We start from the raw sequence: 25977 nt of genomic DNA on the forward strand, positions 1-25977 counted from the left end.
CCGATTTGGGTTAGCCGCGACGAGCGAAGCGACTCAGGCCGCCAAGGGCAGCGGCTTTTCCTGAGACCTTCTGGCGCGCACCAAAATCATCCGGTCAAAGTTGTGCGCGAGGATCTTCAGGGTCAGTTCGCTGCGCACCGCCGCCAACCCGCGACGACCCGGCCGGCCGAACCCGTGGTTGAACTTGAGCGTAAACATCAGCGACTCGATCGCGCTGCGCTCGGCGCGAAGCGTGATATAATCCTGGTGGTTCCACAGTTCCTCGCCGAGCAAGGCGCGCCCCTTGGCGCCGGAGATGCTCACCTTGGCCACCTTCAGCTCGTATGCCTGCGCCAGCCCTTCGGCGCTGGAGTAGCCGTCGTCGACGTTCGCGCTCGCCGGCACCAGGCCCGTGTTGGCGATATTCTGGATCAGCAGGGGCACCAGTTGCTTGCAATCAGCCACGTTGCCCGCGTCGAGAATCAGCGCGGTGACAAAACCGCCGCGGCTGCGGGCCAATTGCGGCTTGTAGCCAATCACCGGTTCCCGCCCGCCTTTTTCAATAAAAGCAGCACTGCGATCGGCCAGGCTGAGGACCCTTTCCCTCGACCTGGTCTTCACCCCATCATGCACCCGCGCAATGCTTTGCTGGATCGTCGTAATCACCGCGACCACGTCCCCGTGGATGCAGTCCAGTAGGTCTTCCGCGATCCGGCGCTTGGAGGGCCGCAGCTTGGCCAGTTTAACATTTGCTTCGGCCTCTGCGGCTTCTACTTGGGTGAGCAACTTGCCGCCCAACTTGCAGGCGATTTGGTAAAACTGGTCGTAGAGCAGCCGGAGTTTTTGGGCTCGGCGGGGACCACCACCCAGCAGGGCGATGGCGCGGGCGCTCTTTCGCAACTCCTCCAGCCAGTGGTCTTTGCAGCCATCCTGCAGCGAGTTAAGCCCGACCTGGTCGAGCTTGCCGCCCATGCGGTAGGCTCGCTCAAAGAGGCGGTAAATGATACCGGAGTCTGTTGGCCAGCAACTGGATGCCTTGATCGCCGTGCTGTCCAGGGTGATATCGGTAAACGAATCGAGCCCTTCGGCCAAAATATCGGCCAATTGGGCCCGGTGGATCAGGGCGAGAGTACTCTCACTCAGGCGATTTATCAGGGGGCCAACGGTATTAGGTGCAGGCAGCGTGTACCCCAAATCATCGAGCAAGGTGCGCAACGATGCCGATTCAAGCAGCACCATCCGGGGGCAGGCACTGTATTGCGACCCCAAGTAACCGGTGGCCATGGCCGTGATAAAAACCACAACAGCGGGGGTGCGCGGACGCCCTGCGGCGAGGAACTCGGCTTGCGTTTTTTCCGCCGTGCCTGACGCCGGCACGGCGAACAACGCCTCGGTCTGCGCCAGTTCGAACTCCCGGTCCTTCCGCCGTTCGCGCTTTTCCGCCATGGCGTGGGCGTCGAGATCGGCGGTCATGGCCACTTCGATTTCGGGGTGGGACCGCCAAAAGCGCTGTAATTGCAGTAAGAAATCACCAAAATCACTGCGCGCCGGGGTTGAAAAGAAGTCGCCGGAGGGATAAACGATCGATTCGTTACTTGATAATTTAACGCCGCTACTTATTTTGTTTCCTGTTTTCATGCAGTACAATACGGCACTTTTACGGAAAACTTAAATCACATAAGTTGTTTTTAATAAAAAAACCAAAAGCCTTTTCGAGGAGGCTCAAGCCTAGGGCAACGCCCTAGGAATCATGGGCTAAAGTGCACAAGCCCTGAGGGGGCGATCTAACCAGGACTGACGATTACACGCCTTAACCAAGCGCCATTCAGGCTGACCCCGTTAGAATTATTCGTTATAAATAGCCGCTTAAGATAAAGGGTAAAACATGGCCCCTTCTGCCAGACGCCAAATAAACTAACAAAACACGGCCAGACCCCTTTTGAATTAGCCTAAGGTAAAGGGTAAAACATGACCCCTTCTCAATCCCTCTCCAATTCCAAAATTTTAGAATGGATGATGAAATATTGGCCGCGAATGGATTTGGCCGATGCCTGCGTGCTAAGTTTAGCAGAACGAAACCCCCAGGCGCGAATTATCACTACCGACTTGAGGGACTTTGGAGTTTATCGGATTAATGGCAAACCATTGCCTCTTATAGCTCCTCATTTACCCGTTTGAACCGTGCGGGACTCTTAAGCTCGGAAAAACTAGAAGAGTCGGCGATTACTAATACTCCGCACATTTGGGGCAATGTATCCATGTAACGTCCTGACCCCTTTTTCTGTTCCTCCCTGACCCCTTTGGAAATCACCTGAGTTAGGCCCGACCGCCCCAACGGGGCACTCTACCACAACCTAGGGCAACGCCCTAGGAATCATGAGGTAAAGTGCACAAGCCCTGAAAGGGGCGATCTAACCAGGTCTGACGATAATACCCCTTAACTAAGCGCCATTCCACCCTGACCCCTTTGGGTTTATTTTCTTTGGGTTATCTCTTTGCCGCCGATGTATCCATGTAACGCCCCGACCCCTTTTTGTGACCCGCGCTGGTGGCTCGGGGCTCGGGTGGTTCGGGGTTTGGGGTTCGAGGTACGGGGCGGGCGTAGCCCGGCCCTCGGGCGCGGAGTCGGGCCGCGGCGAGGCTGGGCGAGCACGGCACGACGTAGCCGCGTGCCAGAGGCACGCAAGGCGCGCCGAGTCGCCAGCGGAGCGTCGCGGCGAGGACGCGCGGGGCCACCGCGCCGGCTGGGCGGCGGGGGGAAGCTCCCCCCGTGAACGAGCTTGCGAGTGAACTTGGGGGGGCGCCTGGCGGCCGGCCGGACCAGCGATGGCTTTGTGCCAACCCGCCCAGCGACGTGACGCGTTAGAAAAGGGACGGCCCGGGCGGGGGCGGGGGGTATTCCATTCGCGCGGTAGCGCCGCTAAAAGACGTTCTACCGGCGAAGCCGAGTGATATTTCTGGGTGCGCGCGCATACTGACAACGCACCGTAGTGAGCCCCGAGGGTGGAGCGTGTAATACGACATTATGACCACATGCCGGAGGCTCGGCGGAGGGAAGGTGCCGCCCCGATGGAATGCTTGGACTGAGGGGCGGATCGGCACCCATTGGCCATAATGTCCTATTACACGCGGAACCCGCGCAGCCGCTGTGCCAGATCAGCCCGGACGTGGGACGTGGACGGCTGGACACGACGTCGGACGTGACTCGGGGAACGCCGTCGCGTGCCTGCCGCCGTCGCCCTCGCCGGGCCTGGCACTGCGGGTGCCGGGGCTCACGGAGGTGCCGCCCGCGTTTTTCGCGCGCGTTCCATTGTGGGCCGTGAGTGAGCTTGCGAACGAGCCGCTGTCGTTGGTTGGCCGTGGGGCGTTGTCGCCCCGCGCATCAAAGCCTTCCGGCGCATGAGGTGGGCCGTAGCGAGTCCGCGAGCGGTGGTCCCAAATCGTTGAGGCCGGGCGAGTCGGCGGCTCTCGGTGAGCACCTGGCTCGGCAGGCGCGGAATCGAGGGCCGCTGTCTCGCACCGCTGGAATTGGTTCGTTGAGGGCGTTAGCAGCCGGACAGGCGAGCAGGCGCTGGCGGTCGGGCGACCGGAATGGAGCGGAGTGCGGGAGTGGAGACGGAGGGGCACAGGGGCCGCCGGGCCGGGGGTTTGTGGCCGTCTCGGCCGTAGCCCCGTTTCGACGACGCGGTTCCTGGCTCGGCAGGATCCGTGGCGTGAGGGGCGAAGGACGTTGCGGCCACCCGGCTGGGCGGCCCCTGGGACCCGCAGGCGGAACGCACGTACGTAGCGGAATGGAGGGCGAACGACCACCAGCGTCTGCGGGCGGATTATCGTGCGGCTTACGCCGGAGCGCGTTAGCGGGTTCGCCAAGGGAGCGGAGCGAGCGCAGGCGTTGCGACCCCCGAAGTCGTGGGGGCAGACGAAATCCATTGAGGCCCCCCGCCCACATCGCTCGCAAGCGAACTCCTACCTGCTGAGGGTGATCAGAGACGACCGGCTTCGCGCTGTTCGATCAGGAATTGGCCGGGACTGCGGACCTGGAGACTGTAAACCTGCGACCCAATCACCTTCTGGAAATCAGCTTCGTCGAGTGTGAGTAAAACGTCGGCCTCGGCGCCCAATGCGGAAAGCAGTACGGGCCGATCCTTAGCCTTTGGGAAAACCAACACCTTGTCGTAGGCGAGCTCGATGGGGACAAGGGTGAGTCGAGGGAGGAGGGATGATCGCCAGTAAGGCAAGGCTTTGGGCCCAAGCTTACGGGCGTTGCGATCGGTCTCCTCGACGCAATAAAGCGACGAGAGCAATTCCCACCCATTGGTTTCGGCGTGGGTAAACAGGTAGCGCGAGGCACCTTTGGCCGAACCTGCGGCCGCCAGCAGGACGCTGGTATCAATGAAAAGCTTCACTTCTTCGACTTGGCTTTTCCGAGGCGGGTGAAGGCGGCCATTTCGGTTTCATCACGGGAGATCCATCGGGCTAATTTCTCGCGCGGGATGTTGCGCACCGGCACGGCGGCGGCGGCTTGCAGAAAAAGCCCCCCATCCCGCTCCTCCACGATCACCAACGGGCTATCGATTCCATCAAGCCCCAGCTTACGGCGAAGAGCGGGAGGAAGGGTTAGGCCGCCGCGTTTGCTAATGGGAAGGGTGAGAGTCATGCCGTAATGCTGCATGGCGGCATCGCGGATGGCAAGCATCACCCCCAAGCGTTTGCGATGTGGGCCCATCTGCATTCTAGGCGGCGAGGTCGTCGTGGAGTTTTTTGAACCAGGTGAGCTCTTGCCGGAGCAGACGGCGGGCTTCGGGCGTCCACTTGGCCAATGGGGTGTCGTCGGTGCGGCGGTGATACCAGCGGCGGAATTGATCCAGTCCCTTCGTGAATTTGATCACCGGCGTATTCGCGTCGGGCTGGACGGCTTCGCGGGGAGCCGGTTCGGGCAATACCCCCGTGGTGAGGTAAGCCTGGCGCAACGACTGGGCATCATTGAAAAACGACACATGTGTCGTTTTTGATAATCGAATGTAGCGTTGGGCCGTTCGTGCCGAGATTTCAGGACAATTCGCGGCAAGCCAATCTGTCCAGGCCCCATGGGGAAGACTGCCTTTTTGGCGTTCGAGCAATCGCCCGCAGTCGATGGCCGCAACGATGGCGTGCTGGGCCTTTTCTCGGGCCGAACCGGCTAGGGTTTGGGCCGTGGTGAACGCGGCATTGATCGCCAGCGCGAGGTCAATGGAGAGAACAATCCCCCCGCCGGTAGCGACGGAGGGAATGATTTCGAGGGAGACGGGCTTAGTTTTGGGCGCGGTCATGTTTCGAGGTGTGCGATGTCAATTGGGCGAGGCGGTAAATGCGGCGGGCGCGCTTGGAACGCATCCCCCGCGACGGTGGCAGGCCGAAGGTTTCGGACCACTGGACGACCAGTTTGGAAAACCCCGCGCGTGTCACCCCGTGGCGTTCGGCGAGGGCGGCTTCGCTCAGGCCTTCGATGTCCATCAGGCCGGACGCGAAACAGGCGGCATCGAAGGCGAGCATCGGGTTGGGGTGCGACCGAATGCGGGCACAGAACGAGGCGAGGATCGCCGATGCTGAGGCCGCGACCTGGTCGGCAGTCGGGTCGGCTGGGTTGGTTTCATCGGCGTCCTCAGCGACGGCGTCGGGTGTGGGTTCGGGCGCAGCGCGACGTTCGAGCAAGGTGTCGTCGTGCTGGGGCGTGTTGGTGTGACGCGATGCGTCGGGTTGCGCCAGTCCCCCCGCCGCGAGTTGAGCTCGTTCGGCGGGGGGCAGGCTGGCCACCCACGTTCGATAGGCCTCCGAGTATTGGGCATCGCGGACTGCTTGGCGGTCGGCGCAGGTCATGGCGAGGGCGTGGGGGTTGAAGCGGCCGCAAAGGGCAAGGAATCGGCGTCGGGTGACTCGATTGCGACGACGTGGTCGCTTTGCCGGATGAGGGTCAGCCAGTCGTCGGCTCGCATCGTCACGAGCCAGCCTGAGCGGTTGCGGGTGTGGGCCACCACCGGCGTCTTGCGCACACCGGCGTCACGAATGGACTGGTCCATCGCTCGCCAGATGTTGAGCGCTTCGACGGCCTTCACCTCGAAGTGGATGCCTGGCAGCTCGGGGCAGGCCACGTCGGGCGAGTCGGTGCCGCCCGAGTACTGCACGCCGCGATGGGCTTTGAGGAAGCCGGCTTCGCGTAGCACGTCACGCCAGCGGCGTTCACCGCGTTTGCCTTTTTCGCGTGAGTTCATCGGGCACCTCCTTTGGCGAAAGTAGCGAGTAGTCGGAGCGGCGCGCGCGGTTTGTCCGTCCCGTCGAAAGAAGAGAGGCGAGCGTTAGCGTAGCTCGCTCTCTTCTTCTTTAGAAGAATAGTGTCATGCGCTAGTGTCACACTTAGTGTCACCGGTCGAAAATCGACTCTTAGAGTCAGGGTGACTCCGAACGAAAAGGCACCTAGGTGAAGGGTGATTTCAGGCGACATGGTTGACTCCTTTCCACGTCTTGCTCGCTCGATCAAAGACGAGAATTTCGCGCTCCGGGCGGCGGATGGTGGTGAAAACTGAAGCGGCTTTAGATGAGTCTTTACCGGCATCGGACAGCTTCTCGGCAATGTAAGCGATCACCGCGCTTTCCTCAGGGTTGGCTGAGTTGGCGAGCGGCGGCATGGTCGAAAAAAGGGCGCGGTAACTGCCCGGCATGAAGGCCGGCTCGTTGCGGCTGGATCCTGGCTTGTGATCGCGACCTTGGATGGACTTCGGATCGGCGGCGATGCGTTGAAAACATCCCTGCGTCCATTGGATCACGACCTCTGGTTGGGGCGGATGGTCTCGCAGGATGGGAGACAGGGTAAAGGCGTCGGGATGCTCGTGCGGGGTCATGATGAGCAAGGCGTCTGGATCGCGACCGAACACCGAAGCACCGGCGACACGGTCGATAGCATCGCGGCCGGTCAGGTTGCCCTTGGGAAAATGGGCGGCAATGAGGACGGCCGCGTCCGTGTCCTTCGCGAGCTTTTCGAGCTCGTTCAATACCTGTGCCATCTCGGTGTTCGAGTTCTCCTCGCGATCGCCGTAGGTCTTGTAGATCGGGTCGATGATGATGAGGCCCGCGCCGATGCGTGCCGCCTGACGCCGGATGCGTTTGGCAAGCTGGGTGATCTCGTTGTCTTTGCCGCGACGATTCCAAAAGCAGACGCGGGGGTTGGCGTTGATGTTAAAGCCCCGCGCAGTACAGATCATGCGCAGACGCTTGCGGTAGCTAAACCGGGCGATCTCCAGGTTAACGTAAATGACCGTCGTCGGCTGGGTTTGATAGCCGCACCACGGTTGGCCGTAGGCGACGGAGAGGGCAAGGTCAGTCAGGTTCCAGGTCTTCCGAGCTTTCGATGGACCGGCTATGACCATCTTGGCGCCACGAAACAGAATGCCCTCGATGATCTGGGGCGGATCAACCTCTTCCTCGACACAATAGGGCGTGAGGAAGTCGATATCGCGGGCGTCTTCGTACTGGGCTTCCCAGTCGGCGAATGAGGCCGCGCCCAGGTTCACGGCGATGAGGCGTTGCACGCCGTCGTTGCGCAGGCCACCGGGACAACGGGAAAAGCGCGACGGGTTTTTGTTGGCCTTGTCGATCTGGAAGCCGGGCAAAGACGCCCACACTTTCTCGCGGCGGGCGTGGTATTCCTCGCGGTTCTTGGCGTCGATCCGCACCCACGCGTGCACCGAGTTGCCGGCTGAGTCGATCAGGGCGGCGATGGGCAAACCGGAGGCGCGCAGCTGGCGCTCCTGCTCGGGTTTGGGGATGACGTCGCTTTCAATGAGTACGTGGCGCAAGGCGGTCACGTCTTCATCAGTGCCCTCGGCACCGTGGCGCACTGGATTGATGCGAATGAAAAGACCGTGATGCCCACTGAACACGTGGGCGATGCCTCCGCGTGAGGATGCGCGTTCGATCCAGGCGTCGCGGGTGAGGATGTTAACGCCGCCGTTTTCAGGGATGGCGCGCTCGGCTTCGGGGTGCATCGCTCCGGGGGCAATGGAGAGGACATCAGCAGGCTCGAAACAGGCGCGGAGGAAGGTGCCGAAGGAGTCGGATTCGGAATGACCAATGTCCAATGACGAATGACCAATGGGCGGAGAGGAGGAATGAGTGGACATCGGGGAACGAGGGGATGATGGGGCGGTGGAGCGGGCGAGGTGGCCACGGCCTTCGGTGGGGGGTGCGGCGCGGTCGGCGTCGGTCAGTTTGTGGGCGAGGTCAGGCTCGGACCAAGGGGGTGAGCAACGGGCGTTGTACTCGGCAAAAAGCGGGGCGGCGTCGGCCACCCCTAGGCCGAAGCCCTGCACCAAGGTGCAGGCAACGGCGAAGGTCTGGTCGTGGCCATGCTGCCCCGAAACGGCAGGCGGCATTTTTTCGAGATAACGCCGGGCGCGCTCGATCAGGTCGAGCGGCCCGGCGCTGGCGGAGGGCGAGGTGTAGCGCAGGGACATTAGGCGGCCCTCCGGTTGGTGTTTTTGAACCGCTCCGTCATCCAGACACCGGCGTCGGCGAAGCTGACGAGGTCGGGGCGGGCATGACCGTTGCGACGCAAACACGCCACCTGTTTTGGCGTAGCCAAGCCGAGGTTACGCCGGGCGAGGATGCGATCGATGATCGCTGCCGCGTGACCTTTGTCCCGGATGGCGGACGGATCGAGGCCGTTGCGCTCGAGCAGGCTGAGTTGCTTGAACGTGGGTGCCTGGTGGTGCCAGGCCATGGTCGGGGCGTATTCGGCGAGTTCAATTTCGTGCAGGGAGAGCGCGAATTCGACCGGGTCGAGCTGGCGCTCCGCCCGACGGGCATTAGCTGCCAGTTCGGCAGCCAACACCGCCTCGCGCTGGCCCTTGGCATCGATTTCTTCTTCCAGCAGATCGCGCTCCTCGTCGCCGGCCTCTTCAGCCTGGGCAATCATCGCATTGGCAATCTCTGGCGTGGAGGCCACCAGATGCGCCGGCCGCACAATGGAGTGGCGGCCGGTCATCCATAGAAAATCCAGCACCAGTAGGTTTTCCTTGCCTGGGTAAAGCCGGGTGCCGCGACCAATGATCTGCGCGTAAAGAGCGCGTACCTTGGTCGGGCGGAGGCAAACCACACACTCCACCGAGGGCTCGTCGAAACCCTCAGTGAGGAGCATGGAATTGCTCAGTATTTGGAAATCACCGGCGGCGAAACGGGCCAGCCGGTCGGCCCGGTCCTTACTTTGGCCGTCGATGTGGGCAGCGGTGAAACCTACCTCTTGGCAGAGTTCTACGAATAACTGGGACGTGCGGATTAGCGGCAGGAAGACGAGGGTTTTGCGGTCCCCGATCGACTCGCGCATGGCTTCGACGATTTCACGCAATGCGGGCTCGATGACGTCACCCAAGTCGGCGTCGTTGTAGTCACCGGCCACAGTGCGTACGTCGGTCAGGTTGATCTCCACCGGCAGGGTGCGCACCGAAATGCGCGAGAGATACCCGTCCTCGATGAGTTCGTGCAGACCGACCTCGAAGGCGATGTCCTCAAAGTAGGTGCCGAGGTTTTTCTTGTCGCCGCGGTCCGGCGTGGCGGTGACGCCCAGCACCTTGGCGTGTCCATCGAAGTGCCGGAGCACCCGCTGGTAACTTTCTGCCAAGGCATGGTGCGCCTCGTCGACCACGACCAAGTTAAAATGGTCGCGGGGCCAACGGCTGAGGCGTTTTTCGCCCATCAGGGTTTGCACCGAGGCGACCACCACCTGGGCGGCGAGGCTGGCTTGGCGGGTGCCGCATTCGGTTTCGGCGACAATGCCGGTGGCGCGGGTGAGCTTGTCGGCCGCCTGGCTGAGCAATTCCTCGCGGTGGGCTAGGATGAGGGTGCGGCCGGGCGCGAACTTTTCCGCCGTGTGGGAAAAGATCACCGTTTTACCGGCGGCGGTGGGGAGGACGGCCAACAATTTACCGTGCTGGCGAAACTTGCTGAGCACGGCCTCGACGCAGGCCGTTTGGTAGGGGCGTAGGTTAAAACGGCTCATTGGCGGCTCTTTCCTTTTTAGCGGCGTTTGCGGGTGCGGTCGGAGCGGTGCGGATGAGCGGCGCGAGCCAGGCATCGATCTTGTTATTCGAGCGACCGTTGTAGTCCTCGACCTTGAGGCGGGCGCGCAGGGTGCGACCGGGCAGATCGGCGGCGTCGAGCTCGACCGGTTCGCCCGGGGCGATGGTTTGCCCAAGTGCGATACGGAAGGTATCGATCTTCCAAGCGGAGGAGGCAGAAGCCACGAGGTAGTCGAACAGCGTGGACGTGGCCCCGTCGGCGGCCTCGGCTTCGAGGGTGAGTTTGATCATGTCCGCGCCGGTGGAGCGCGAGACGGTTTCAGAGGCCTCAAGGATGGTGACCGAATAGTCACCGGCGGGGAGGTGGTAGGCTTTGGGGGCGTCGGCGGAAGAAGTGTATTTCATGGGAATTAGCGGGATGGTTGGGTAAGGAGGCCGAGCGCGACGGCGCAGCGGCGGGTGAGGCGGAGGTCGTTGGCGAGGTAGTCGAGGGCACCGGCAGGATCGGTGGCCCACTGGGCGGCGAAGTCGGCGCCGTGGCCGGTCTTGCGGCCGACGCCGAGGAACTGAGCGAGGCGGTCGAGCGAGACGGAGTCCTCGCGGTTACCGCAGCGCCAACAGTCGAGCAGGTCGCGGCACTGGGAGGGCAGAAACCGGCCGGAAACGAGTTCGGTCGGCACCGGCACGCGGAGGTGCCAGGAGCGGCGGATCAAAAACGGCAGGTCGAAGCGGTTGCTATTAAACCCGATCAGCTCGGCCTGGAGATACCCGGTCGGCGCGATCAGTTGCCAAAAGGCGGCGATGTCGGCGGCCTCGTTGTTGGAGGCAAAGAAACCGATTTCACCGGTCGCTTCGTTGGTGTAGCCGATCGCGAGCACTCGGCCGGTGAGCGCGGAGAGTGCGCCGGATTGGAACCACTCGGCCTCCTTTTCGGAGACGTAAGCGCGGATCTTTTCGGGATCCTTCCAGTTGGCCGGGGCCTCGAAGTGCGGCACGCACTCGGCGAGTTCGGCGCGGGAACGCGGGCCGGTTTCGATGTCGAAAATGTAGGTGCTCATCGGGCACCTCCGTTTTGGCGCGAGCCGGCTTTGGCGGCGGTCGAGGTGGAACCCTCGGCGATGCGGTTCATTTGGTCCTGCAGCTTGCCGATTAACCGGTCGGCCTGCTCGGCGGTGAGCTCGTTCCAGTGCAGGTCGATGCTATCGCAGCCGATCCAGGCGAAGGCCTTGGCACGGTCTTCGGGCGTTTTCTTGAGGGTGGCCCAGTAGAGGGTGAGTTTTTCGACCTGCTCGCAGGTGATCAGGAGCACCGGTGCGGAATGGGAGGGCTGGGAGGAAGGGGATTTATGGGACGATGGGGCGGCCGGTGCTGGGACTGGTGCCGGTGCTGGTGCCGTGGCTGGGGCGGCGGGGATAGCGGCTCGGATGAAAAGAGGCACGAGGCTCGCGACGACACAGGGGACTTTGTCGTCAAGGCCGTAGCGGTTTTTGGCATCCCAGGCGGCGGTGTGGGTCGTGTGGATGACCCGCTCGCGGCCACCGACGGCGCGCTGCTTGCCGTCCTTTTCGGTGACCTTGGTCACGAAGTTCACAAACAGGAGGGCATCGACCCACTCCTTCACCAAGGCGGCGACCTGCTTGCTCAGCTTGAGCTCGAAGCGGTCGTAGGCGCCGACCGCGTCGGGGGCCTCGAATTTACGGATCATCGAGTGTCCGACCAGGACCACATGAATCCCGCGGTCGCGGAGCTTTTCGAGCGGGGTCAAAAAGCGGGCGAACTCCTCGGCCAAGTAGACGTTACCCTTGCCGTACCCGAAGTCTTCGAGGCTCTCTTTGTTGGCCTTGCGGCAAACTTCCTCGATGAGGAGCTTTTCGGCCCAGTCGATGGAGTCGATGACTAGGGTTTGAAACCCATGGTCGGCGGCGAGCAGGTGGTTGATGGCGGCGAGCAGCTCGGCCCAGGCGCGGGGCCGGGGGAAACGGGCAACGTCAAGGTGGGCGGAGCCACCCTCGGTATCGAGGAACACCGGTGAGGGGAAACCGGCGGTGAGGGAGGTCTTGCCGACGCCCTCGGGCCCGTAAAGGGCGAGACGGGTGGCGCTCGGGATCAGGCCGCGCGTGATGGTCACGGGGGCGGCGGGTTTACTGACGGCTGAAACAGACATGTTGTTGGCAAATCACCAGAGCGCCGAACGGGAGGCATAACCCGGAGCCTCCCATCCGGCTCCGCTGGTGGCGGAGGTTTTGCGGATGTTTTGGGTTACGAAACCACGGGGGTAATTACCCAAATTACCCAAAAACGGCCCCGCGACTGAGGCACAAAAAAGCCGCCTGCGGTGCGCAAGCGGCTTTTGTAGAGCGGGTTAATCTGAATCTGGTGGCTCGTCCGGATCCGCGGTGAGGTCGAGGGCGGGGACTGGGTAATTACCCACCGGCGGGGTAAAACGGGCGGATTGGGGCCGTAATTTGAAAAGCGGCCAGTAACCAGGCACCGGAACGCAACCGGGGGTTTCGTGAAAAGGCGAAGTGGCTTTTTCGAAGCCGTTTTTTGGCAATACCAGCACGCGCTCGAATCCGGCGGCGATTTCACGCATGCGGTTGCGAGCGGTGTCATCCCGTTTACCTGCTTTTGGAGTAATCGGGATGCAGCCGTGCTGGGCAGCGAAATCGAGTAACTGCCACGCCTCGGTTTCGGCTCCGGCCTTGTTTTCGAAGCCGAGTTCGGCGCGGGTGTAGGAGCGTTCAGGCGAACCCGACCTGTGGGCTATGTTGATTTTGCCGTTGGTCAGCAGTGTCACCACCAGATGCGCCCAGGTTGCACCGATCGGCAGCGGGAGCTTTTCCAAAACACGGGCGGGCTCGCGGTCGAGATCGTGCCAGCGTTCGGCCAGTTCGAGGGTCGCGAACAGCCGATTTTTGCGGTCCATTTCTAGGAAATCGGCCAGCACTCCGAGGCGGCCGCCGGACATTGTGAGGGCGGTATCCACGGGATGGAGCGCTGCACTGGCGGTCGGCACGAAAAAGACCGGCCGCTCGTGCTTTTGGGCGGCGACGAAGGCGACGTTTTGGGCGTGGCCGACCACCGAGGTGGCGAGGGAAACGAAGACTGGGATGCGGCGTTTGGTGGCAGTGCCGAGCCGCCAGCAGGTTGGCGCCACCGCCTCGGGTGGGCCGTCGAGTGTCAGAGTCGAGGCTATGTCGGCCAAGACGGTGGGCAGGTCGATGCGCCAAACCAGCCGATCGGCAGCGGTGATTTCAAAATGTGGGCAAGCCTCGCCCGGCTGCGCGTAGGCAAACAGCCGGCCGTCACCGGCCTCGTCGATCCGGTGCAGCCGCCGGCAGGAGCGTTGGGCATGCCGACAAGGCACCCACCGCGCGGCCCGGCGGGTGTTAACGAGGTAACCGGTGGGCAGCGAAGAAAAGCAGTCTTGGCCAAGGTGGTGGAGCCACTCGGACGGGACCGCGCAAACTTCGGCCAGCACCGGCAACCGCTCAAGCAACCGAAACAAGAGAGCATTCGACATCAACGTAGTCGGGAGTTGGCGACGTTTCGCTAAGGATGAAGCCCGCGCTGCGCAGCCATTTTTCGACCAACAGGCCTTCGTTATCGCGCTTAAAACTGGCCTTGTTCGGAGTCTGCACGGTGACGAAGCGGGTGCGGCGCGAGTGGCTGAAGGTCACCTCGAAACAAGCCGCCTGGATGGTGCGCCCGTGGATGACGTTGGCCTCATTCATGGCCCTGCTGGCGAATAAATCGTCGGCCCGGTAAAGGACGGACTCGGCCAACTCGCCACCGATGTGAACATCGAGTTCGATCAATGTGATCGATTTGAGGCCAACGATGTCGGCGCACACCAGCGACTGTTCGCGGGCGGTGCGGAGCGGTTCGAGGGTGTATTTGTCGGTGTCGGGAAAGGCGTCGGCTTTGTCGAGAAACTGCAAACCGCAGGCGTGGGTGTAGAGGTCGCAGTCGCGCTTTTTGGCGTGGATGCGCACCTCGTTATTTTGCGGATCGTAGACGATCACGTCGAAGACCTCGCGGCGGAACAGACAACTATCGGACTCGCTCGGGGCGTCGGCTTTGACGATGCCCTCACGGACCAACGGGCCGCCGTGGCGGACGATGAAGCGAAGAGTTTCGCTGCCGTCGTTTTCAGGAAACTGGAAAACTTTAACGCTCTCCGGCGGGTAAAACGGGGCGAGGAGTGTGGCGATTTGTTCCTGAAACGCAGCCAACTCGACTGCATCGAGCCGACCGGTAGGCAGGTTCAACGAGGTGCGGTAGGAACGGAAAGTACGGTTTTCACGGGCGTAGCGGCGGGCATTGGTGTTCTCGACCAGTTCGGGGTCGATCAGCCAACGGGTCATGACGAAGACCACGTTTTCCAAGTTTCGGTCGCGGTTGAAATTGGGTTCGGTCTCGCGGATCGCCTCGACTAAGGCGGCGACGCCGGCCTCGTCGGACATTTCGTCGACCACGAACATGGCCTGGGCGAGCCGTTTGTCCGGCATGGAGGCGAGCGGCTTCATCAACGTCGCGTGAAGCGCACGGTAATCGAGATTTTTAGGGCTGTCGGGCCAGTCGAACTGCAGGGATTGAAGGAATCCCTGATGCGGAAGAAAAAACCGGTGGAGCAGAGCGGCCGGGATGGAGCGCAGGAGACCGAGGGAGGTGAACGTGCGAGGATTGTAGTTCGACATTAGTGGGTGTGCAGGGGTGTACGGGCGCGCACCTGGCGAGAAGGAGGGAAAACCCTCGAACCCGCGTTGCCGTTAGCCCATACAAGCCCCAAGCGGTTGTGGGGTGTGGACCTTTATTGGCCTGGCTCAATTGATTACTAATTGTTAAAAGTTTAAATAATAGGTACTTAAGTTAATCAGTTAATTTTCGATTAACTGAGTTTTTGAGGGAACCGAGGGCGGTAAATGGGTTACTGTGGTTGCCAAAAAAGCCCGCCGGTAAGGGCGGCGCCGGAAATCGACGCAATGCGTCGGGATGCGAATCAGGCGCGGGCGGGGATTTTTAGTTTGGTGCGGATGTGAAGGGCGACCTCGGAGACGTCGTAATAAACGAAATGGCCGATTCGGTGGTGGGGAATGCGGCGGAGTTTTGACCATTCGCGCAGCGTGCGGATGGAGGGCTCTTTACCGGCGGGGAAAATCCCGCTGGCGCGCAGGCCGACGATGTCGGTGAGTTGAGAGTTGAGGCAGGGAGCGGAAACGGTGGTTGGGTTCATACGCACAAGACGGGGAGTCAACGTGGAGGCGCAAAAAAGCCCGCACCGGTGAAAGTGCGGGCGGTGATCAAAAACGACACCTGTGTCGTTTTTGGCTTGGGGTTAAAGGCTGGCAGGGTTGGGCGAGGTCAAATCGGTCAACATTGACTGATTTGTCCCCCGCTTAGCGCGGGCAGGTGGTGTGGGTTGGGTGCCGACTACGCGGCGATGGGTAGGAAATCAGACGGTAACGAGATAGGTAGGAGGGGTGCAGCGGATGTGCAGGCGGTCGGCAAGATGCCAAAAAACAGCTCGGCTTCAGCGGGAGTTTTGAGGTCGAGGTAGTGCTTGCGGATGATGCTTTCCGAATTGCCTGCCTGGAGTGCCGCCTCTCCCATCGACCGGTATTTGGCGACGTGCATGGAAATGAACGTGTGCCGCATGATGTCGTGGGACAGGTCGAAGGCTTTGGCGACGGCCGCACGGGTGTGTTGCAGGTTTTTGGGGATGATAGGGAAACGGTCGAGAGGGTAAGCGGTTAGCCAGGCCGCGAGGTTGGGCTGAATGGTGACGTTGCGCTTCATGCGAACCTTGAAGACCTCGGGCTCGATCAGGATGACGCCGGTATCGAGACGGACATAGTCGGCTTGGAGTTTCAGGATTTCGCCATGCCGGACGCAGGGGCGAATCCCGGCGAAGAGGGCGAGGGCGAAGAACGGCACCAGACTGCCGCCGTCCACCCGTTCGACGTGGTGCATGAGCTTGGCGGCCTGCGCGGCGCTGAGGGTCTTGGCGGAACCGCGCCGGTGGGCGATGCGGTGGTGGGGGATTTTTTCGATGGGATTGGCTGCCACCCAATCGTGCTGGAACGAGAACTTGAAAAAGGTGTGTAAGATGCCGCGACGGTTGTTAAATGATTTGGGCTTAGCGTTGCCGCGCTGGCAGTGCTCGGCGAGTTGGCGGGTGGTCAACTGAGAGACGAGGCAACGAGGGAAAGCCGCGATCAACACCTTGAGTTGGCGGCGGATGTGGTCGAGTTGGGAGATCGAAAGCAGGTTATGAGAGTGCTCTCGCTCTTTGCTGACGATGTAGGTCGCCACCGCTTCGGCGAGTGGGTGCTCACGGTCGGGCGCACGGTAGGTGGCCAGAGCAAATTCTAGGTAGAACGAGAGCGACTTGGGGGCGTCGGCGAGGCGCTGAAAAGCGGCCTCGGCTTCATGTAACTGCTCTTCACTGAGGCGGGTTGCGGTGGCACGGATGCCGGTTTCGGCTTGGCACTGCTGAATCTCCATCGATTGGCGCTCAGCAGCGGCCTCGGCGCGGGTGGAGAAGTTCTTGCGGATGCGCTTGCCATCGAGCCAGCCGGTGAGGCGGAAAACGATTTCCCCGGAGGGATTCGTGAATTCTGAAATGACGAACTGCGGAGCCTGGGACATGTAGGATTTGCCACGTCAACTGACAAATCGGGTGGTCGCTTCCACTAAGCAACTCAATAAGAGCGAGTTAACTGGCGGAGAGGGGGGGATTCGAACCCCAAATCCTCGTGCTGACTAAGTTGCTTCAAAGCACGGACTTAGTTGATGGTTAATTATTTATGACGTGAATAGCGAAGCAGATGAATGCAGCTAAAGGAAGCCTAAAACAGAAGTTTGGTCAACCTCTGGGCAACCTAACCGAGGGGCTGCCTTACGACCTGTTCTGATCGACTGCACCAGGTAAAAGCGCTCCAGTTCGTATGGGCTCTTTCATTGATCCTCGAATGCGTGTCCAGTCGAAGAGCGGGCCGGGGTCTTTTTTGCGGTCTGGTGCAATCTCGTCGTGCCCTACGATTTTCTTGATGGAGTATCGGGTCGTGAGTCGCCCCACGAGCTTCGTCAGGGCGAGGTATTGGGCTTCGGTGTAGGCCTGCTCTCGATGCGTGCCGATGCGTTCGTCGTCGGGGTGCACGGAGGTCAACTCGATGCCGATGGAGAAATAATTCACACCGGTGCGGCCGTCGCCGTCGGGCATGGTGCTGACGCCCGCATGATAGGCCATGTCGTTATCTTCGACTAGTTGGATGACTTCACCTTTGCGGCCAATCAGGTAGTGCGGTGCGACGCCGTAGGTGCGGAAAATTTGAATAATGAGATCAATGTCGAAGCGGTGGGTTTGAATGTTCTCCGGTGTGATGCCCTGGGCGTGGACGCGGTCTTTGACCTCTTGGGTGAGCAGGGCTTGGAACTCGGGATCGAACCAGTAAACCGCGCTGGAATGATGCAGGACGATAACGTTGATTTGCCGTGGCTCGGCGTAGGGGCGAAAGCAGGGATTCACCGGCAGTGGATCACGTGCGTGTATGAGTCGTTTCTCGATTGTCAGTGGCTCAACGAGAGTATCTGCCGAGGCTGCCGATAGGGTCCCGGCGATGAGGGCACTCGCGAGAACAAGGGTTATTCTTCGTCGAACCATGACCAGGAGGGAATGAATAGATTTACCCCGCCCATAAGTTTGATGCGGGTGGTTTCGGGGTGCCGGTCACTCCAGTTGAACCAGTCATCGCAACGCAACTCACGGCATAGGCTGTCGCTCAACGTCACGCGGACTGAGGCAGGCGCTTGCCGGTCGAGCCATGCAATGGTTTCTGGTATGGCGGGGAGATTGAAGAGGTGCACCCGCGATTTGGGAGGTAGGTTTGCGGGCAGGTCTCCTGAGACAATCCATAGGGCGTCCGGCGGAAAGTCGGCGGGGAGGGTTGCTCCTGAGCGCAGTACAAGGGCACTCACAGCGGATGAGCGAATATCTTGGCCCCACTTTTCACCGAGTACTCCAGGATTGGGTGCGTAAAGGACAACACGCGGTAGCTGGTCGCCCCAGCGGATGGAATCGGAGCCTGTGGAGAGTTGCGGTAAGCTGAGGTACCAGCCAATGCCGTGCAGGGTGAGTAGGGAAAGCAGGGCAACTCCCCCGCCTAAGCAGGCCACGCGAGCCGAGGCGAAGGAGCGATGGCAGATGCGCCAGGCGGCGACAAGCACGAGCCAGACGAGAGCTAACGCCCAGACCTGCCAGACGTTGGCCGTGGTGCTGAAAATCGCGGTGACAAAGAAGGTGAGCCAGACTGCCGCTGCTGTGGTTAACAGGGGCACGGAACTACGCGGCCAGACGAACCATGACAGTGCTGCCCATGACAGGGCGTAGCCTAGGCGGGCAGCGAGGCCATGCTCGGCAAGCCAATTGAGGTGATAGTTAATGAGCGAGAGGTAGCCGCGCCGGTCGCCGATTTCCTGGTACCACTGGGCGAAAAAGCTGGAGGCGTTGCCCGTGCCCACTCCGTTGGGCGCATCCCAGAGCATCGCGAGGCCGGCTCGCCATAGATCGCTGCGGGAGTCGTCGCCGTAGGTGAACCGAAACCAGACTCCGCGAAAAGTGCCATAAACAGCCACGGCGAGAATCGCAACGGCACCGCCGATGATCAGGCTGCGCGAAATACGTGGGCGGTGGATCAGCGCAACGAGGCCCATACCGCAACCGGCGGCGATGAGGCCACCGCGTGATTTGGTGGCGATGAGTAGAACCGAAAAGCCAAGACCGAGGATCAGCCCGAGCCATTGCCAACGGCGGCGGGTCTGGAGGAAGCACCAGGCGCACGAAACCAGCGCACACGCAAGGATCGCCGCGCTGAGGTTACTGCTTGCCGGGCCGATCCCTAAAAAATCGAAACGATCACCGAATAACAGGTTCATCGTATAACCCTCATCGGAATCGTCTGCACGCAGGCTCCGTCATTCGAGACTGTCCTAAAAACGATTGTGCCCACTTCATTTCTCCAACAACGGCCCCCAGGCGACCGCGATTTCGCGGGTAGGAAGCGCGGTTTGGTAGAGGCCTTGGATCAGGTGGCGCTTTTCAAAGGGCACTGCCTGCTGGTTAAGCCAATCGCCGATGTAACGGGGTTGGCGCATGAGTTTATACGGATCGCCTTTGGGTTGAGGGTCTTTTTCCCGGTAGTCGGGCAAGAAGGGCAAAAGGTAGTCGAAGAAGGCGACGGTGAGTTTGTCGATCTCGGGGCTGCCGGAGTGGCCGAGGCCTTCACCGGCTTTGTAGATCATGGGATAGCCCAACTCCAATGCTCCGTAGTAGAAACGTTGGGAGGCTTGGTAGCCGAACTCGCGTTCGCCGGTGGTGACTAGCCAAGCGATGTTTTTACCGCCGGGAGTGAGGTCGTCGTAAGAGCTGTTTACGTGGATGTGAATGCCGGCGAAATACTCGGGCTTGCGTAACGCGAGGCGATGGGCGGTTTGGGCACCGCCGGAAATGCCGTCGATTAAGAAGTCTTTGCTGGGGAGCTTGTATTTGCGGGTTAGCTCTTGGATGGAGTATTCCCACTTGCGGGCGGCGATGTCGAACTGGCGGGACCACTCGCGGTCCGCCTTATCGTCCATCTCGTCGTTGCTGGTGCCGGTGGTGTAGAACTTGAGGCGGGACCAACTCAGGAGGGCGAAGCCGTTCTTTTGCGCCCAGTTGACGAGGGGGCCGGAGCGCAGGTTGCCCATGACACCGTCGGGGGTGTCTTTCCAAGTGCAGACGCAGAGCACGCCCCGCACCGGGTCGCCGTCTTTGTGGCCGGGAGGAAAACGAAGGGCGAAATTGATCCAACTGTCCTTACCGGTGCCGAAATTGACGAACTGCTTATGGAAGATAACGCCATTTACCACTTGGCCGGATTGGTAGCTTGGCTCCTTGGCAGGCGGCGTCTGGGCATGGGCGGCAAGCGAGACGAACCAGAGTGCCGAGATGGCTAGGACTATACGGGAAGACATTGTGCCAGTGCGCCTAGGGATGATGGAGTCTTAGCCACAGGTCGGCCACTTCGGGTGTGGGCAACCAAGCGGAGAGGGCAGGATTTAAAAGCCGCTCGTCCTCGGAGGTGGGCTGCTTGGTTTCGGCGTCCAACCATTGAGCATGGTCGAACTTTCCATCGAGCACGGCGGCGAAGTAGGCGCGGACAAACTCCTCGAAGCGTTTGTGGCGCATGTGGCCGACGTTGCCGATGCTTACCCAAGTCCAGCGGGCATCCTTGCGACGGCCCTGTTGGAAATAGGCGAAGGAGGGGCCGTAGCGCTCGGCATCGAATTCGGCACAGGCGACAATGCCGGGCGCAGTGGTTAGCGTGGCTGAGTTCGGTGCTTTCCAGAATGAAGCGGAGTAAGCAGCCCAGCTCAGCATTCGATTGGGATAGAGTTCGGCAAAGCGACTGCCGAACTGCGCACCTCCCGAAAATCCATACAATAAAATCTTAACGTCCTTCCCGTAGATTTTGTTGAGACCTGCTAGCAAGGCTGCTCCTGAACCCTGTTCTGGGTAATAGTAGCCCTTGGCTGGATTACTATAAAGAAGAGCAGGTGGAGATGAAAACGACACTCCCATTAAACCGAGACCTTGATTCTTGGCAAAATCCAACCAAGCTTTTTCTGTAATGAGAATTTTGCCGTCGCCATTCATTCCAGGCAAAAGGATAAGCACACCGTGAACGGGAATCAAACTAGCTTGGTGATGGATCTCCGCTGTGGTGACGTAACGAGGTGCTTCCAGTTTTGTTGTTACTAAATCGGCATAAGAAAGTGAGGCTAGTCCTAAGCTTAATATCGAAACGATGGTAAAATTAATCATTGTGACTCCACGAGTTCCCCTGACTCTGACTGATAACTCTGCCATGCCTTAAACCCATTGCTCAGTATTCTTATTTTAGCCTCGGGCAAATCAGTAAGTAGCTTGATGGCTATCTGCTTACTTAGACCGCAAGATCGACTATCACAATATATAACCACAACACGCTCTGGCGACCATCGCTCTAAGAAGTCTAATAGTGCATGATCCCAGTTAAGCGAATTCATCAATAAGGCATTAGGTATGTGGTTTATATTGTATTCATCAACAGAGCGCGCATCAATAAATAAAGAATTAAGTTTTAGCGCGTGTTGCACGCCCAACTCCTTGATTCGCCAATTTTCCACTACATAATGACTTCTTTCAAATGGCAGGAATAAGCACACAACGCCCGGTATAGTGCCGATTAGGATAAGAACGAGAAGCCTAAGGAGCATATTTTGTGATTACCATAAACTGATTGCACCTCAAGTGCCCACTCTGTCGAGAGAGGAGAGAGTTTACTTAATAACTAAATGGCAAGAAAACCTGAGTGGTTTTGGAAAGGCATCAACAGACTCGAGCACGATAAGTGCTTGAGTGGATTCCGAAGTCGATTGTGGTCGAACTACTATATCATAAGCTCGACCCTCGAAAATGGGCTCAATAGTAGCGGTAAAGTTTGGGTTAGTTATTTCCTGAATCTTTATTTTTAACGGTTGCTCCTGCTTAACTTCTAAGCGAATGCGCTTTTCTAATGGCTCTGAATTCAAACGCCAAAATGTGATCCCCGGTGTTACTCCAACTATCTCAGGAATAAATACTGATAGCGTTAGATTTTGTTCAAAAGGCACAATCTCCTTTTCCTTAATATATTCACCCTTTATAATAATGGAAACTGTGTTTAACCCTCTGCGTGATCCAGGGGTATAGACTCCGCTCAAAACACCTTCTTCATCAGGAGCGTATTCGGATTTTTCTGTCTTGGGGATTGTGCATCCACAACTTGCTTGAGCAGAAATCAGCCTTGCCTTTAATTTTGTTTGGTTTTGGAATTTAAAGATGAAATCGACAGCAGTGGCATGAGGGGGGGCATCAATTTTCTTGCTTTTGTCTTCCCAAGTGAATCCGTCCGCCCAAGCACAATTTATAGCAAAAGTTAAGATTATAAATAAAACGCCGATTATTTTCATTGTATAGAACGTAATCAATTTACCCAAACAAAGAACCATATAACGGTTATAAAGATTGTAAATAAAGCGGATGCGACAATTATTTCAATACTTCTTCGCCGATCTCTTAGGTGGATATACTTATGTCCAGGAAGATGCATCACCTCTACGCAGGATCCAACCTTAGCTGCTGAATAATACGATCCAAAGCGTTCCTTTAGCGTGTGTGTTTTACCTTCAATATTAAATTGGAACCAGACAGTGCAGCCATCTTCCGGCGTGGCTTGTTTAACCTCATTTATGCGCGCGATGTAGATAACGCCTTTCTTATAATGCTGGTGTAAATCCACTAGGATTACGAAAGTGGCCACCCAAGAAATGCATACCACTATTGAAAATATGATTAGCGCAATGCTCAAATTTTTTGAAAAATAAATTTTGATAGCTCTCCTGATGGCAGGGCATTAAAAAAATTTACTATTAAAGGATCTTCAATATTTGAACAATCTAGCAGGTATACAGGCCCTCGCTTGACTAAAACCTTTACGAGGTAGTCGCGAGCTTTGGGCTTATCTTTGTTCAATAGATAAAAAACATAGACCTTGTTTCCCTTTGTAATTGAATGTAATAACAATACTTCATCAACGTTTTCAAAAATTCGCTTTGTAGCTTCGTTGAATGCGAAATCGCAATATTCCGTTAGAGTTGGGATACACTCAGGAGTAGAAAGCAGAAACCTGTCTGAGTTGGATGCGATCTTATCTGCATAGATTGAGAAAACGGTTGTTAGATAGGGATTCTCGATAAATGAAGAAACTTCATTGGGAGTTGGTAATTCTTTGGGTATAGAAACTTTTGTCCTCAGTAAGTCTTGATAAATGCACTCGTCGAACGCTAAATCACCTGAATCAGGCTTTGGACCTTGAAACCCTCTTATTGTAATTGGAACACCTATTTTGTAGGTTTCCGCTGAATATTTGGGCAACGTGTTTGTCGCGTCAGCTGCTGAGCTAAATGATGCGCCCAATAAAAATAACGGAAGGATTAGAGATAATTTCATAGTGGCTCAATTCTTCATTACATGCAAAGTGCGGGAGCGTCATGGCGTCCTGAGACAAGGTTGATTACACCTGCGAGCTTGATATTCCAAGCGAGATATGGAGTAACACATAAAGCTCCTACCTTCTCAATTGAGCCCTTGTCTGTGCAGTATTGAAAGCCTCCAGACGTTTGTCCTCCAAATCCTCCGCTGATCGAAACTAATTCATAACCTTCATTTCCAATATATCCGGTTATGCCCCCGTATACGTTTAAGTTACCTGTAAGATTACTGCAACTTTTAGGGTTTGTGCATGTTTGAGCGTAATCAACACTTATGCCCATGCTGAGGTTGGCGCGAAGATCTGCCCGAATACCTGCGACTTGGGGGGGGACCCACGCCGCAGTCATTGGGACATTTACGCTAACACCAGCTCCGGTTATGTTTCCACTGAATTTAAAAGAACCAAGTTCAGTTACAGTATTGTTACAACATTCATTCCATTTTTTTCCAGTTCCGGAAAAGGTAGCGGGCCCTGACATTGCAAAATTAACGCCAAAAGCACCGCCAATCTTACCTGCAGTATCATTGTATATTTTCGTGAGTGCGGATAGATCTATTGTTTGAGTTAGTGAAATCTCATTCTTCTTATAAACTGTGCTCCCTCCGCAGCAAAGTTCGTCGGATTTGGCAATTAAGGCTTCGTCACATACTGGTTTTTGACATGCATCAAAACCCACAGAGGGCTCAGTCCCGCCGGCACATGGACACTCATCTTGTGCCATTAGAGCCGAGCAGGAAATCAGCACTAGCATCGATACAATAAACCTATTTTTAATATTGGTAGTCATAATGGAAAATTATTTTAAAATGCTTTTTAGCCCTAATTCATTAATTACTTCAATTGCTTTGTTGTCACCTTGATCTTTATAATTGAAACTATAGCGCTCACCTGTAGATTTTACGTATTCTACAATACCTAATCCTTCTATGTATGTTTTGCGCCATGACTCGATGTCATTTTCGAGAAACACGGCAATCTTGCGATTGTTTTCGTAGGTGTATCTGTATTCTTCTGTTCCGGTTGCCTTGAATATGACATTTTTAACGAGTTTCCCCTGTTCGTAGATCAACTCTTGAGTGATTTTGCCGTTGGCAATCTTTCTGGTAAAATCGCCATTGTTTAAGTATTCCCAGATTATTACATTTCCGTTCAAATCTATCTGCCTGATTCTCCTGCCGAGTTCATCGTAGGCATTTCTCTCTACTATCAAAATCTTGTTATCCTGTATTCTTTCAATCTTTCTAATTTTTCCATGCATTGCACCAGGTGTGAGCAAATAATGCGTTACGGTCTTAATGCCGTCCTTGGACATCTTTGTTGATATACCCTTTGCCCGATCATAGTAGGTGTATTCTGATTTGCCTTCACGATCCGTTCTCGTTACTTTTGCCTCATCGGGGCGCCAATTATAGTCGGCTACCTTTGTCGGCCCTCTCTGCCCCTCGGGAATTTCCGCTGGTTTGGCTTCCGGGTCGAGAACTGGTCTTCCCGCGTTTGCTAGGCTAGGGTTTTCGATTTTGTAGGTTGATCCTTGGTCGTCGCGAATAAAACCGGAAGGCGCATGCCAAGTTAGGTAACTTATTTCCGTTGAGTTGATCCGTTCAAACTGAATGCGGTTAGCATCGCCGCCTTGCGGGGCGTAGGAAATAGCCAAGGGAGTGAGCGCCGCGTCACCAAGCTTACTGAGATAGGGCCCGGTAGGGAATTTGTTTAATGATGCTTCGGCATATTCAAACGAAATTACCTTGGACAAAGGATCGCCAGCATCTCCGATGCGAAACTCTTTGGCGCGGTTGGCGTCATCATAAACAAATTCGGCAATAACTTTTCCGGAGCCCCGCAGAGTAAGGCGAGTAGGACGGCGAAGCCGGTTGTAACTGATTAAGTATTGATCAGTGTCAGTGGTTGATTTGGCGAAAGTGAATCGGGTCAATAATCCTTCTTCATAGACCAATTCAGCCCCGCTTTCTTGATGACGTAGCGTGACAAGGCGCTTTCTAGGCGTTTTTAAGGCCAGCCAAGTGTCGTCTTTGGATTTGAAGACGATGGGTGCATCGGGATTAGGTTTTTTGGTCGAGGCATTTCCCCGTTCTAAAATGAAGTAAAAAATCCGGCCATCGGGTCGGTGCCAGCGGATGCTGTCTTGATCGACCTCCACCAAGGCACTCGCAAACAGATTTACCGACCAACCTTTACCCAAAGGGCTGGGACTGGGCTCGGGTCTGGGATCAGTCGTGAATTCGGCACGCAGGGGGATGTTGGTGCCATTTAGCGATAGGGAAGCCAATGGGACATGCCAGACCGCATAACCATAACGATCAGCGGCGCCCAAGGAACGAGATTCATATTTCCAAGTGAAGGCTGATTGACCGCTAACCGACGCAGTGCCCGCCAGCGCAAAGAAAAGCGCTACGGCACTACGTCGAGAAAGGCAGACCGGAAACTTGAACCCAAGGCAACGCACTTGCTTTAATCCTTGGCGAAAACTGAAGTGGGCATATCGTCAACGATTACACCCTCGGGCATGGAATCGCCGTTGTTATTATCATCATCGTTATTGCAGGATTCGGGAGGATTGGGTCCATCGCACTCATCGCCACAAGTGGCTTGAACGGTGACAGCGCTGAGCCCCAAACTTAGCGCGAGGAGGAGGAGCTTGATTTTCTGGTTCATAGGTGAAATTGATTAGCTGAACGGTGGAGCTGAAAGTGACTAGCGAAGGGCACTGCAACACAAATCTGCATTAAAATCAAAAATTCATCTGTTCGTAACATGCTGGGGGGGGGGGGGTTACGGCGATGAACTTATGACGGTGATTAGTGAAGCACATGCGTAAA

General features: G+C 57.4%; 25 protein-coding genes. All 25 read right to left on the reverse strand.

Translation table 11 applies throughout. The features are described 5' to 3' along the window. Positions 1 to 33: 33 nt before the first annotated feature. Positions 34 to 1617: a transposase gene (locus H2170_05220; GenBank protein MCS6299485.1), complete on the reverse strand. Its 1584-nt coding sequence runs from the start codon at positions 1615 to 1617 to the stop codon at positions 34 to 36. A 2345-nt stretch (positions 1618 to 3962) separates the two neighbouring features. After that, a complete protein-coding gene (locus H2170_05225) occupies positions 3963 to 4385 on the reverse strand; it encodes a PIN domain-containing protein (GenBank protein ID MCS6299486.1) in 423 nt (140 codons plus the stop codon). After that, positions 4382 to 4675: an AbrB/MazE/SpoVT family DNA-binding domain-containing protein gene (locus H2170_05230; GenBank protein MCS6299487.1), complete on the reverse strand. Its 294-nt coding sequence runs from the start codon at positions 4673 to 4675 to the stop codon at positions 4382 to 4384. Before H2170_05230 ends, H2170_05225 begins: the two co-directional genes overlap by 4 nt. 37 nt (positions 4676 to 4712) lie before the next feature. Then, on the reverse strand, positions 4713 to 5288 hold the full coding sequence (locus tag H2170_05235; protein ID MCS6299488.1) for a DUF3102 domain-containing protein: 576 nt from the start codon (positions 5286 to 5288) through the stop codon (positions 4713 to 4715). Continuing rightward, positions 5269 to 5835, reverse strand: a complete 567-nt coding sequence (locus H2170_05240) for a hypothetical protein (GenBank protein ID MCS6299489.1) — start codon at positions 5833 to 5835, stop codon at positions 5269 to 5271. The genes H2170_05235 and H2170_05240 overlap by 20 nt, the downstream gene beginning before the upstream one ends. Further along, positions 5832 to 6227, reverse strand: coding sequence for a hypothetical protein (locus H2170_05245; GenBank protein ID MCS6299490.1), 396 nt, complete (start codon positions 6225 to 6227; stop codon positions 5832 to 5834). The genes H2170_05240 and H2170_05245 overlap by 4 nt, the downstream gene beginning before the upstream one ends. A 219-nt stretch (positions 6228 to 6446) precedes the next feature. Beyond that, positions 6447 to 8465 (reverse strand): AAA family ATPase, encoded by a 2019-nt coding sequence (locus H2170_05250; protein ID MCS6299491.1) that lies wholly within the window; start codon positions 8463 to 8465, stop codon positions 6447 to 6449. Further along, the gene (locus H2170_05255; protein ID MCS6299492.1) at positions 8465 to 10006 is read right to left on the reverse strand and encodes a DEAD/DEAH box helicase; all 1542 of its coding nucleotides are present in this window, start codon (positions 10004 to 10006) and stop codon (positions 8465 to 8467) included. The genes H2170_05250 and H2170_05255 overlap by 1 nt, the downstream gene beginning before the upstream one ends. Further along, positions 9993 to 10430: a DUF669 domain-containing protein gene (locus H2170_05260; GenBank protein MCS6299493.1), complete on the reverse strand. Its 438-nt coding sequence runs from the start codon at positions 10428 to 10430 to the stop codon at positions 9993 to 9995. The genes H2170_05255 and H2170_05260 overlap by 14 nt, the downstream gene beginning before the upstream one ends. A 5-nt stretch (positions 10431 to 10435) precedes the next feature. Continuing rightward, positions 10436 to 11083: a ribonuclease H-like domain-containing protein gene (locus tag H2170_05265; GenBank protein ID MCS6299494.1), complete on the reverse strand. Its 648-nt coding sequence runs from the start codon at positions 11081 to 11083 to the stop codon at positions 10436 to 10438. Beyond that, complete coding sequence (locus H2170_05270; GenBank protein ID MCS6299495.1) at positions 11080 to 12189, reverse strand: ATP-binding protein; 1110 nt, start codon at positions 12187 to 12189, stop codon at positions 11080 to 11082. Before H2170_05270 ends, H2170_05265 begins: the two co-directional genes overlap by 4 nt. A gap of 198 nt (positions 12190 to 12387) precedes the next feature. After that, positions 12388 to 13548: a hypothetical protein gene (locus H2170_05275; GenBank protein ID MCS6299496.1), complete on the reverse strand. Its 1161-nt coding sequence runs from the start codon at positions 13546 to 13548 to the stop codon at positions 12388 to 12390. Continuing rightward, complete coding sequence (locus H2170_05280) at positions 13517 to 14725, reverse strand: hypothetical protein (protein MCS6299497.1); 1209 nt, start codon at positions 14723 to 14725, stop codon at positions 13517 to 13519. Before H2170_05280 ends, H2170_05275 begins: the two co-directional genes overlap by 32 nt. A gap of 302 nt (positions 14726 to 15027) precedes the next feature. Beyond that, complete coding sequence (locus tag H2170_05285; GenBank protein ID MCS6299498.1) at positions 15028 to 15261, reverse strand: hypothetical protein; 234 nt, start codon at positions 15259 to 15261, stop codon at positions 15028 to 15030. A gap of 197 nt (positions 15262 to 15458) precedes the next feature. After that, entirely contained in the window at positions 15459 to 16676 is a 1218-nt protein-coding gene (locus tag H2170_05290) for a site-specific integrase (protein MCS6299499.1), read from the reverse strand. A 250-nt stretch (positions 16677 to 16926) separates the two neighbouring features. Beyond that, a complete protein-coding gene (locus H2170_05295) occupies positions 16927 to 17556 on the reverse strand; it encodes an N-acetylmuramoyl-L-alanine amidase (protein MCS6299500.1) in 630 nt (209 codons plus the stop codon). Between the two features lie 116 nt (positions 17557 to 17672). Next, a complete protein-coding gene (locus tag H2170_05300; protein MCS6299501.1) occupies positions 17673 to 18962 on the reverse strand; it encodes an O-antigen ligase family protein in 1290 nt (429 codons plus the stop codon). A 75-nt stretch (positions 18963 to 19037) separates the two neighbouring features. Further along, on the reverse strand, positions 19038 to 20039 hold the full coding sequence (locus H2170_05305; GenBank protein MCS6299502.1) for a hypothetical protein: 1002 nt from the start codon (positions 20037 to 20039) through the stop codon (positions 19038 to 19040). A gap of 13 nt (positions 20040 to 20052) precedes the next feature. After that, on the reverse strand, positions 20053 to 20889 hold the full coding sequence (locus H2170_05310; protein ID MCS6299503.1) for a hypothetical protein: 837 nt from the start codon (positions 20887 to 20889) through the stop codon (positions 20053 to 20055). Further along, positions 20886 to 21323, reverse strand: a complete 438-nt coding sequence (locus tag H2170_05315; GenBank protein MCS6299504.1) for a rhodanese-like domain-containing protein — start codon at positions 21321 to 21323, stop codon at positions 20886 to 20888. Before H2170_05315 ends, H2170_05310 begins: the two co-directional genes overlap by 4 nt. A 63-nt stretch (positions 21324 to 21386) precedes the next feature. Further along, positions 21387 to 22058: a DUF1573 domain-containing protein gene (locus H2170_05320; GenBank protein MCS6299505.1), complete on the reverse strand. Its 672-nt coding sequence runs from the start codon at positions 22056 to 22058 to the stop codon at positions 21387 to 21389. Between the two features lie 394 nt (positions 22059 to 22452). After that, on the reverse strand, positions 22453 to 23097 hold the full coding sequence (locus H2170_05325) for a hypothetical protein (GenBank protein ID MCS6299506.1): 645 nt from the start codon (positions 23095 to 23097) through the stop codon (positions 22453 to 22455). A gap of 17 nt (positions 23098 to 23114) precedes the next feature. Continuing rightward, positions 23115 to 23927: a hypothetical protein gene (locus H2170_05330; GenBank protein ID MCS6299507.1), complete on the reverse strand. Its 813-nt coding sequence runs from the start codon at positions 23925 to 23927 to the stop codon at positions 23115 to 23117. Between the two features lie 9 nt (positions 23928 to 23936). After that, on the reverse strand, positions 23937 to 25472 hold the full coding sequence (locus tag H2170_05335; protein ID MCS6299508.1) for a hypothetical protein: 1536 nt from the start codon (positions 25470 to 25472) through the stop codon (positions 23937 to 23939). 137 nt (positions 25473 to 25609) lie between these two features. Continuing rightward, complete coding sequence (locus H2170_05340; protein MCS6299509.1) at positions 25610 to 25813, reverse strand: hypothetical protein; 204 nt, start codon at positions 25811 to 25813, stop codon at positions 25610 to 25612. Positions 25814 to 25977 lie beyond the last annotated feature (164 nt).

Source organism: Opitutus sp. (genome assembly GCA_024998815.1).
Lineage (GTDB): Bacteria > Verrucomicrobiota > Verrucomicrobiia > Opitutales > Opitutaceae > Rariglobus.

Excerpts from the sequence above, each read along its gene's own strand:
- H2170_05240 (MCS6299489.1), bottom strand. The coding sequence starts at position 5,835 with ATGACCTGCGCCGACCGCCAAGCAGTCCGCGATGCCCAATACTCGGAG.
- H2170_05315 (MCS6299504.1), bottom strand. The coding sequence starts at position 21,323 with ATGCTCCTTAGGCTTCTCGTTCTTATCCTAATCGGCACTATACCGGGC.
- H2170_05265 (MCS6299494.1), bottom strand. The coding sequence starts at position 11,083 with ATGAGCACCTACATTTTCGACATCGAAACCGGCCCGCGTTCCCGCGCC.
- H2170_05275 (MCS6299496.1), bottom strand. The coding sequence starts at position 13,548 with ATGTCGAATGCTCTCTTGTTTCGGTTGCTTGAGCGGTTGCCGGTGCTG.
- H2170_05340 (MCS6299509.1), bottom strand. The coding sequence starts at position 25,813 with ATGAACCAGAAAATCAAGCTCCTCCTCCTCGCGCTAAGTTTGGGGCTC.
- H2170_05330 (MCS6299507.1), bottom strand. The coding sequence starts at position 23,927 with ATGACTACCAATATTAAAAATAGGTTTATTGTATCGATGCTAGTGCTG.
- H2170_05325 (MCS6299506.1), bottom strand. The coding sequence starts at position 23,097 with ATGAAATTATCTCTAATCCTTCCGTTATTTTTATTGGGCGCATCATTT.
- H2170_05255 (MCS6299492.1), bottom strand. The coding sequence starts at position 10,006 with ATGAGCCGTTTTAACCTACGCCCCTACCAAACGGCCTGCGTCGAGGCC.
- H2170_05230 (MCS6299487.1), bottom strand. The coding sequence starts at position 4,675 with ATGCTTGCCATCCGCGATGCCGCCATGCAGCATTACGGCATGACTCTC.
- H2170_05305 (MCS6299502.1), bottom strand. The coding sequence starts at position 20,039 with ATGTCTTCCCGTATAGTCCTAGCCATCTCGGCACTCTGGTTCGTCTCG.
- H2170_05320 (MCS6299505.1), bottom strand. The coding sequence starts at position 22,058 with ATGAAAATAATCGGCGTTTTATTTATAATCTTAACTTTTGCTATAAAT.
- H2170_05310 (MCS6299503.1), bottom strand. The coding sequence starts at position 20,889 with ATGATTAATTTTACCATCGTTTCGATATTAAGCTTAGGACTAGCCTCA.
- H2170_05290 (MCS6299499.1), bottom strand. The coding sequence starts at position 16,676 with ATGTCCCAGGCTCCGCAGTTCGTCATTTCAGAATTCACGAATCCCTCC.
- H2170_05260 (MCS6299493.1), bottom strand. The coding sequence starts at position 10,430 with ATGAAATACACTTCTTCCGCCGACGCCCCCAAAGCCTACCACCTCCCC.
- H2170_05280 (MCS6299497.1), bottom strand. The coding sequence starts at position 14,725 with ATGTCGAACTACAATCCTCGCACGTTCACCTCCCTCGGTCTCCTGCGC.
- H2170_05245 (MCS6299490.1), bottom strand. The coding sequence starts at position 6,227 with ATGAACTCACGCGAAAAAGGCAAACGCGGTGAACGCCGCTGGCGTGAC.
- H2170_05300 (MCS6299501.1), bottom strand. The coding sequence starts at position 18,962 with ATGAACCTGTTATTCGGTGATCGTTTCGATTTTTTAGGGATCGGCCCG.
- H2170_05270 (MCS6299495.1), bottom strand. The coding sequence starts at position 12,189 with ATGTCTGTTTCAGCCGTCAGTAAACCCGCCGCCCCCGTGACCATCACG.
- H2170_05250 (MCS6299491.1), bottom strand. The coding sequence starts at position 8,465 with ATGTCCCTGCGCTACACCTCGCCCTCCGCCAGCGCCGGGCCGCTCGAC.
- H2170_05220 (MCS6299485.1), bottom strand. The coding sequence starts at position 1,617 with ATGAAAACAGGAAACAAAATAAGTAGCGGCGTTAAATTATCAAGTAAC.
- H2170_05285 (MCS6299498.1), bottom strand. The coding sequence starts at position 15,261 with ATGAACCCAACCACCGTTTCCGCTCCCTGCCTCAACTCTCAACTCACC.
- H2170_05235 (MCS6299488.1), bottom strand. The coding sequence starts at position 5,288 with ATGACCGCGCCCAAAACTAAGCCCGTCTCCCTCGAAATCATTCCCTCC.